Consider the following 8,243-nt stretch of genomic DNA (forward strand, 5'->3'; position numbering starts at 1 on the left):
ACTGCCAATAGGCATTGTGCTTGTTTTGAAGAGAGCTCTGAAAACTTCCTTTCTCAACTGATCATCAAGAAAAACTAGACAAAGCGTGGGATATCCCATAAACACGCAGAAGAAAATTGTACCTTTAGTCTCTTGGGGAGGAGCATTGTGACAAAGAAAAAATCCATTATTTTCGCTCATATGGGACTTTTGTTCGTTTTGTCTCTTAGCAGCTTTGCCGATGAAACAGCACAAGTTACATTTGCTCTACACTTAGCAGAAAGCACAGCTTCTATTTCAATGCTGCTGTTTGCAGGGCTTATCGGGGCAATTTGTGCCGGACCCATTGCACCACGCCTCTTGCATCGCTTCCAACCAGTACACACAGTCACTGTTGTTTTATTGTTTGAAGCGCTTTTCATAGCCGCAGCTGCAATCGCAAACCAGTTTTGGCTTTATATTGCCCTTTCTTTCGCACTAGGTTGTGCTGGTTCAATCTTTTGGTCTGCTATTCTTGTTGCGGTACCTGACTTCGCAAAAAATGAACAGCAATTAGACAGTATCAATCGCATTATCCAAACAGTTCGTAATCTTGGCTATATTGCCGGACCACTTCTAGGAGGTGTATTGTATGGAATATCAAACGGACAAAAAGGATTGTTTGCACTTTCCATCATGGTTCTTTTTGCTACCTTTATCACTCTCTTCTGTTTTAAAAGTTTAAAAATTCATACACAAAAGACAGATACATCGCAGCAAACCAAAAAAGGACTAGATTTAGCGGGTCTCTTGCGCAAAAAAAATGTCGTCTATGCTCTTGCGCCCCTCATCATCACTATTATCCTCACCTCTGCTCTCAACGTCTTGTCGATTGTCCGCATCCGCACCGAGCTACAGTTTAGTGCTGAAACCTATGGGGTGATCACAAGTATGCTAAGCCTAGGCTTAGTGGTTGGTCCACTCTGCTTCTCCAATCTTTTCCACCATTTTGGCAATGCCGCTGGAGCATCACTAGCTGCCGCAACCATTGGCTTTGCAATTTTCTGTTTTTCCTTAACAAACTTCACATGGCTGATGATGCTATCATTTTTCATCCTTGGGAGTGCCAATGGTGTGCAAAATGCCTTAATGGCAAGTTTTATGATGAAAGCCATCCCCAAAGAACAACGAAACAGTCAAATGCCTGCCTATATCTTCATCATACAGACATCCGTATGCCTTGGCTTTCTAGGAGCCGGCTTTGTAAAAGTGCATCATACCCAATACACACTGTTTATCATCGGCATCGCCACAATGATCGCAGGCATATTAGGTTTTATTGTGAACAGTGCCGTACAAAAAAACAGAGAGAATTTGATAATGGTTAGTGGACGAGGCGTTTTTCTCAAGCAAACCATACACCCCAAAAGGACATGACAATCACCACCCAATCAAATTTCAATAAAATCCCTATCAAATCGTTGTATCCCATGCAACCCCATACCAACCCAATAGGACTTTGATAAACCACTCTTTAGTGTGGAAGAGCTAACAACCGTTCCCAAAACTTGATATTTTAAAGTAAAAAAAACGATAACATCATGCAACAAGATCCTATAGGCTTAAATTTTTACCATGGAACAGGTGGTTATGTGTGGCAACTGGCAGACTATATACGACATGACTTGAATGAAAACATCCACACGCTTGAATTGCAAAAACCAACACCACCCATAGCCATCAATTCTTTCGCTGTCTACCCACGTGAACTCAATCCTTTATCACGCGTTCAATAGGCAAAAGACGTACAGATAACGAGAAATAAACCAGCTTTAATTGGAAAACGGCAAATACAACCTGTAACCGTCGTTTCTACAAAAGGAGCGGCATTTGGCGGATTCGACTTTCCCACATTTGAAGCACTTCGTGAAAGCTGCATTGTCCAATCACTAAGAGAAATACAATTCTATAGTACTCTTCTTGCCTCTGGAAGTCTTTTGATATCACTGCTACGACACGGTCTCATCGAAACAGATCAAAAAGCATTTTCAGAAAATGATGCAACCGCTCTTTTACGAGAGCCAACATGTATTATCATAGATTCTTCTCTTGGCAGTCTTGCCATTAATCAACTCAATGGGCGTACAATCCGGCTTCATGAAAAAACAAAACATCTCTTGAAGCAAGCCACCACACCAATGCACATTCAATATCCGCTAGAGGATTCAATAAAGTTTTTTATAAAAGCAGGAATGCTACGATTGGTAAAATTATAAGGATAAAAAGATGCAGCTGATAAGACCTGGCATGGGAACAGAAAATAGTGCACAGCTCATTTATGCACTTATTCAAATGGCAAGACCGCGCACAGTCATTGAAATCGGTGCTGATGATAGTACGCGCTTGATTGCTAAAGCACTGCAAAAAGCAAAACAAGCATGGCAACAAGATAAAAAACTTTTAGAATCCTCCACCTGGGAAGAGCGCACAGCTTTGCTTGACCCTTCAGGAATCCTTGAGAATTACGAACCTCGGCTTATCACCATTGATGATTTTACAGTCGAAGGTCAATCAGCAGAAGAAGCATGGCAAAAACTGCTTCAAGACGGTATTGAAAAAGATATGGTAACATTTATCCATGAGAATTTCTTCTCTCTCGATGATGAAACGCTCAAATCTTGGGGACCAATAGATTTTGCTTGGCTTGATGCTGGTACTCCCGCAGATGATGTGCGATTTGTTATAACCCTTTGGGAACACATCACCGCGGGTGGTTATCTTTGTTTGCATGAACCAACCATGACCTCAACCGTTGCGCTTAATGGGGCACGGCGGGTGCGACGTGTCAGAACCCCTTTGTGGGAAGAAATTCTCTACCGGCTTGATGGCTCCTATGAAGCTTTAACACTCCCCGAAAACCACAAATATCGCCAAAGTGGTCTGGGGATTATTCGCAAACGCACCTCTGCGGAACAAATTGTACGCGCACAATCGCTACAAGCAGAACTCATAGAAATCAATGAACTGCCCATTCGAAATGATATTTTGCCCATGGGAAAAGAAGCACTTCACAAACGCAGCACACGCAATTCGCTGATCTCTGCCATGACCTCACCGACACTACGCGCTGTTTATGCCGCCATTATCTTTGGTGCAAAAAATCTTACTGATATCCTCAAACATGTCGATTCAGATGCCAAAACCATTCATAAATCCATCAATCGCCTTTTGAATCTCGGACTTATTCACAACACAACAGAAGGATTTCAAGCGAGAGATACATTATGGCAAGCGCTAGAAGAAAAAAATGAACGGAATAGGGAAAATTTAAGCGACCGCCATTTAGAAACAGAAGAGATGCTATCAAAAATTGGTGAAGCCTTTCAAAAGGAAAAAATCTATAGCGAAACGGAAGTTTCCAAGATATGCAATCTCTTTACGGTAGACTTTGCCCGATTACGACGCACTCTTGTTGAGAAGGGGTTTTTACAACGCCATGGAGGCAAATATCAACGCATGCGCTAAAAGAGGATGAATAACCTTCCACTAAAAAAATATAATTTCATTAAAAGGTTATAAAATCATTCATCTCATTCATATGTTGACAATCTATGGAGCGGTTAGTACATCCCCTTCATAAAGGATACATTAGAGTAACAAGAATGCGGGGGAAAAACAAAAATGCGGGGTGTCAGTTGGTTATCAAATAGGATTAGAAACAGTCAAAACCATCAAGAGAAGATATGGGATCAAGGTCTCAATGATCTTACGATTATTTCGCAAACATCAGAGAACAGTGTTGTTGCTCAACCCAGATCATGCTCGATATTTCTAAAAACATCGTAGAAAAACAAAAAATAATATTCTTGCAGTGGACTGACCGGTAAATCAATAAAGATACTATTTCAACGAAATGTGTTCAGCGGAAACAGGGCTCATAAGACTTCCTCAACAGATACAATAAAATGTATTTGATCATTTAACAGCACTTCTATGGAAATTCCATGAGCAAAAATAAAATTCCTTTTTTCATCTATAGCGCAGTTTTTCTTTCTGAATTTTCCTTTTTCTTTGTACTCCCTCTGATTGGAAACTCTTCTCTCATAACTGCTGCCAATGTTGCTTTTTATCTCGCTGGATCAGTAATCCTTGAAAGCATTCTCATGGTAACCACAACGGGTTTATTAGAAAAATTTTCGCGTAAACTCTTAATGGCTACCGCCTTTATTTTAAGGAGTATTGCTTTTGTGTGCATTATCCTATCGCTTACACCTTCTGCATGGTTGATCTTTTTTACCTTAATGGCTTTTTCGAAAGCAATTTCCAAGCCATTTTTGAGAGAAATTTTATCAGAACATCTCAATGGAAGTACTCTTAAACGCGCATTAACTCTCTATTCTTTTTTTCAAAACGCTGCTGTCGTTATCGCCCCTCTTGTTGCAACGAGTGCCATAAAATATAACGCATCGACCTTCTTAATGGCTTTTTTTGCACTCATTGGTTTGTATCTTTGTGTTTTATCCATTCAAATTGTTTATCATTACCCCCATAAAAAATTATCTCTTGAAAAGAACAAAAAAATAAAGAAGCCTTTTCTTTCTTCTTTAAAAACAATAATCCATAATCGTTCTATCACTTATTTGCTGGTCACGGCTTTGCTTTGTGCATTCCTCATGGGAATTTTCATCACCACCACAACACTTCTCAATAAATTTGACAGAAATCTCGCCCCTTATAGTGGAATTTTCTTTTCAATTGTTGGCATCAGTATTTGTATCTGGCAAGGAATAATCAATAAACATCTCAGCCTTTCTGATAAATCAACTTTCTACCTATTATGGCTTACGGGAAGTTTTGCTGCATTTTTCCTCATGGGTGGCGTCTTTACCGCTGTGACTGCGTTAATTGCCTACAGTGTCTATGAATCTGTCATGGTTCCAGAAATATACTATCAAGCAGGAAAAACAACTGCATCCCTCTCAGCCAGTGTTCTTTTTAGTTATATCCTTGTTGTTTCAAATATTGGCCAAGCTGCCGGCTCATGGACAAGTGGATGGATCATCAGCCATTTCAACAATCACATCGCTTTCACCTTTTGCATGATTGTTGGTATCTCCGCCTTTGCCTCTTGCCTTTGCCTCATGCAAACTAAAAAAAATAAGGAACTTCAATGTCACATATAATTTTTGAAAACCAGTAGCACAACAAGGGTGCCTAAAACACTTCGCCATAAATGGCTCAATTATGAGTTTGTAACACACTCTGCAGCAAAGAAGCTCGAAACGGTCTTTAAAGATTGCTCTGTAAACCCTATTGCCAATTGCCTCACAGCTTAAAGGATTATGGGGGGATTTTTATTTGCACATAAAATTTGTCGCCTTCTCAAAGTAACATATTATCCATTTGCCTCTATGGTTGATCTTGAGACTTTGAGTTCAGCTATCGAAGAATTCTCTATCGATACCATCATATGCCTGCCAAGTTTTGCGGATAAACTTATTACAATATCTCGGAAGCAAAAATTAAAATGTCTAAAAAACCTATTCTATCTTGGAGAAGCCTTTCAAGCTGAATCTGTGTCGAAAAAAAAGACATAATCCCTGAATTAGATATTAAACCTCTTAGCTTTACCACAAAAGAAACTTCTCCAATAGGATTCCAGTGTTCCGAGATTGATGGTGACATTTATCATCTTTATGATCACATTCAAGTAAAGTCAAATCCTGAAAATAATGAATTAATTGTCTCTGTTTTTTATCCTAAAGATGCACCATTACTTGAACACGCCACAGGTGATGTTGTTCATATTGCATAGGATCAATTATGCGATTGTGGCTATCATGGCCATACCTTACACCTGAAAGGAAGAACACTAACTTTTTATAATATATTATGGGAACTTCAATTTCTGTACACGATTTTACAAATCTCTTAAATCTTCAAGGTTGCACTCTTTCCGCGAAAAACCATGCAACGCATTATAGTCAATCAATTTGAAAACGGTGTTGGCGTTTTATTGTTTATTGATTCACGTTACGATATTGAAAGAAATGCCCTTTTATCATCCCTCTCATCCTCTTATCTGATAAAAGACATTATCAATAAATCACAATTTTTCCATGTTTGCTTTATGCAGAAATCTCAATTTATTCGCTCCTCAAGCTCTGAAAAAATAAAATCCTTTTTTCAAACGACTGAATATCCTATAGTGCTTGATGGTGATTTAGTAAAAATTAAATAAGCTAAGATTATAACTTCGTAGATAGGTTCTTCATTATCACTGGAATCTTACACATTTTTTTCCTTGCTCTTAGCGCAATAAGCCTTTCCATAAAAGCATTTCGAATAAAACAAAACACAACCTTTAAAGTAATTTGCACAAAAGTATATTTAAGGTAGGGTAAAAAATCATCTGATTTGTATCTCCTTGTACAGAGGACAGAGATAGACACCTTGCGCATAGATATGTGGTTAAGCTCACAGGAAAGGTAAAAGCGTAAAAGAGAACAGCACCTCTTTTAGGTTAGCTTCTTCGAGCCTTTTAAGTGCAAAAATTACAGAGCTTAAGTTTTAGTTGAACAAACCCTATGTAAGGGTTGGGCTGTTAGTTGTAAGACATTATTTCAAGCTATTATCTATTAGGTTTTCACATTTTCACAGACGGTTATATCTCTGAATTTTTTTATTATAAAATTTCTTCAAGTCATATTCTTCCCGGTTTGAAAAGACAAAAGACCATCCAAAGCAGATTTTTAAGAGGATGCTTTTGTGTAGTGTAGGCTTACAAAAGCAGCTTCTTATAAAGGCCCACTTCTAATAAAAGCAATATAGGGGAAAGTTTGAGTGAAGAAGTATACCCTTAGGTTTGAGAAGTATGGCTTTAAGACAAAAGTACCGTTCTAGCTCTGTAACAAGTAGTATCTGGAACGGTGGAATAAGGAGCAAATGAGATAGAAGAAGTTTTTTTAATCACCATAAGATTTTATTCTCTTAGATTACTTGAGAATTATCTTTAAGACTTAAGTTTCCCCTATCCCCTTGTCATAGCCTTACGGGTGTTTAGGCTCTCGTACGTTTTGTCCCGCTTTCATGGAGCTTCCATTATGCTCCATCTAGAATGAAGGTTTATTTTGAAAGTTCTCTAGTAATGGACGATATGGTAGCAATAAGACTTTTCCTCATATAGCAACGCAGCTTGGCAAGGATGCAACTTGGATGTGATATAGACGGACAAATATAATATGAGTGATGGTGCATTGTAAGTTTTATAATACAAATCATCAGATCAAGAAAGAAGATATTGATAGTTTTTATAGTAGTCAGTGGGAAAAAAATCCTCACCTGTCATATTCTTATCGATAGCACTCGAAACAGAGTGGAGTGATAACGCTTCTCATATTTTTGCAGTCCAAGAAATCCAGATTCAAAGGATTAATCTGTTTGATTGAGAAAACAGTCAAATAGATTTGAGTCCTTTTGAAGAAAAAGGAGAAGCTACGCTTAAGAAAAAAAACCGAAAAAGCTTTTAGATCATCAACAAGAAGCGCTTAAAGCTTGTTCTGTGAGGGGTTCTAAAAGAAGCAGACTGTTGCGAATTGATTATGGCGTGTAAGACGAGAAAGACCTTACTAGTCTTAAAGATAGCAGAAACTCTTGCTGGGAAAGGCAAGCGTATTTTATTTTTTGTACTCTCTCTTTTTAATATCCCAAACGATAAGAGAATGACAGCAGATACAGAACCACCCTTACGTTTTTTTTCTGTCTGTTCCGATACACAAGTTAGCAAACCTGATAAAAACCAAGATTCTACTGCAATGGATACATAACTTCTACTACCAGCTACGGATGAATAAGAGCTTTTTTTTTTCAAGTTACTTTGAGAGGCATCAGAGAATTTTTGAGAGGAATCTAGGTTAAGCGCTATTTTTTGCACTCTATTGTGAACAAACAGCAGCAAGTGGCATGTCTATATGGGGCATTGCATTTTTTAGAGAGGGAATATTTTCAAGCCACCCCATCCCCTTGTCATATTTTTATAGTTTTTTAGGCAGTTTGTACGTTTTATTCTTCTTCCATAGTGCTCTCGCAATTTCTAAAAAGCCCTAAGCCTATACAGCTAAAGGGGGAATTTTGAGTGAAGGGTTATTCTATAACATTTTCGCTTACGTACATTTTTATATTTTCACGTTCTACTATGGTTGCAGAGTGATGTTTAGATGTGATTTGATTTTTATGGAAGTTATTAGTTTTGGAACATTGGTTGCGGGGGCAGGATTTGAACCTGC

General features: G+C 38.3%; 7 protein-coding genes and 1 pseudogene. 7 read left to right on the forward strand and 1 reads right to left on the reverse strand.

Features of this window, described 5'->3' with window-relative positions:
* Nucleotides 1–147: 147 nt before the first annotated feature.
* Nucleotides 148–1,395: an MFS transporter gene (locus ACFIJP_RS08085; RefSeq protein ID WP_375626855.1), complete on the forward strand. Its 1,248-nt coding sequence runs from the start codon at nucleotides 148–150 to the stop codon at nucleotides 1,393–1,395.
* A gap of 164 nt (nucleotides 1,396–1,559) precedes the next feature.
* The gene (locus ACFIJP_RS08090; RefSeq protein ID WP_375626857.1) at nucleotides 1,560–1,754 is read left to right on the forward strand and encodes a hypothetical protein; all 195 of its coding nucleotides are present in this window, start codon (nucleotides 1,560–1,562) and stop codon (nucleotides 1,752–1,754) included.
* Here the strand turns inward: ACFIJP_RS08090 and ACFIJP_RS08095 are convergent.
* Nucleotides 1,748–1,897, reverse strand: coding sequence for a hypothetical protein (locus ACFIJP_RS08095; protein ID WP_375626859.1), 150 nt, complete (start codon nucleotides 1,895–1,897; stop codon nucleotides 1,748–1,750). The two genes, ACFIJP_RS08090 and ACFIJP_RS08095, sit on opposite strands and share 7 nt — an antisense overlap.
* Before the next feature lie 58 nt (nucleotides 1,898–1,955).
* Here ACFIJP_RS08095 and ACFIJP_RS08100 point away from each other — a divergent pair, with 58 nt between their 5' ends.
* From ACFIJP_RS08100 to ACFIJP_RS08120, 5 genes and pseudogenes are all read left to right on the forward strand, one after another.
* On the forward strand, nucleotides 1,956–2,234 hold the full coding sequence (locus tag ACFIJP_RS08100; protein WP_375626861.1) for a hypothetical protein: 279 nt from the start codon (nucleotides 1,956–1,958) through the stop codon (nucleotides 2,232–2,234).
* A gap of 10 nt (nucleotides 2,235–2,244) precedes the next feature.
* Nucleotides 2,245–3,483 (forward strand): DUF2087 domain-containing protein, encoded by a 1,239-nt coding sequence (locus tag ACFIJP_RS08105; protein ID WP_375626863.1) that lies wholly within the window; start codon nucleotides 2,245–2,247, stop codon nucleotides 3,481–3,483.
* 479 nt (nucleotides 3,484–3,962) lie between these two features.
* On the forward strand, nucleotides 3,963–5,141 hold the full coding sequence (locus ACFIJP_RS08110; protein WP_375626865.1) for an MFS transporter: 1,179 nt from the start codon (nucleotides 3,963–3,965) through the stop codon (nucleotides 5,139–5,141).
* 785 nt (nucleotides 5,142–5,926) lie between these two features.
* The gene (locus tag ACFIJP_RS08115; RefSeq protein WP_375626867.1) at nucleotides 5,927–6,199 is read left to right on the forward strand and encodes a hypothetical protein; all 273 of its coding nucleotides are present in this window, start codon (nucleotides 5,927–5,929) and stop codon (nucleotides 6,197–6,199) included.
* A 1,010-nt stretch (nucleotides 6,200–7,209) separates the two neighbouring features.
* Nucleotides 7,210–7,778, forward strand: a pseudogene (locus ACFIJP_RS08120) (DEAD/DEAH box helicase family protein); the annotation flags it as partial.
* Nucleotides 7,779–8,243 lie beyond the last annotated feature (465 nt).

Origin of the sequence: Bartonella sp. MU37NMGALS (assembly GCF_042194015.1) — a bacterium.
GTDB lineage: Bacteria > Pseudomonadota > Alphaproteobacteria > Rhizobiales > Rhizobiaceae > Bartonella > Bartonella grahamii.

Coding starts and splice junctions, on each gene's coding strand:
- ACFIJP_RS08090 (WP_375626857.1), top strand. CDS start 1,560: ATGCAACAAGATCCTATAGGCTTAAATTTTTACCATGGAACAGGTGGT.
- ACFIJP_RS08095 (WP_375626859.1), bottom strand. CDS start 1,897: ATGCAGCTTTCACGAAGTGCTTCAAATGTGGGAAAGTCGAATCCGCCA.
- ACFIJP_RS08105 (WP_375626863.1), top strand. CDS start 2,245: ATGCAGCTGATAAGACCTGGCATGGGAACAGAAAATAGTGCACAGCTC.
- ACFIJP_RS08110 (WP_375626865.1), top strand. CDS start 3,963: ATGAGCAAAAATAAAATTCCTTTTTTCATCTATAGCGCAGTTTTTCTT.
- ACFIJP_RS08115 (WP_375626867.1), top strand. CDS start 5,927: ATGCAACGCATTATAGTCAATCAATTTGAAAACGGTGTTGGCGTTTTA.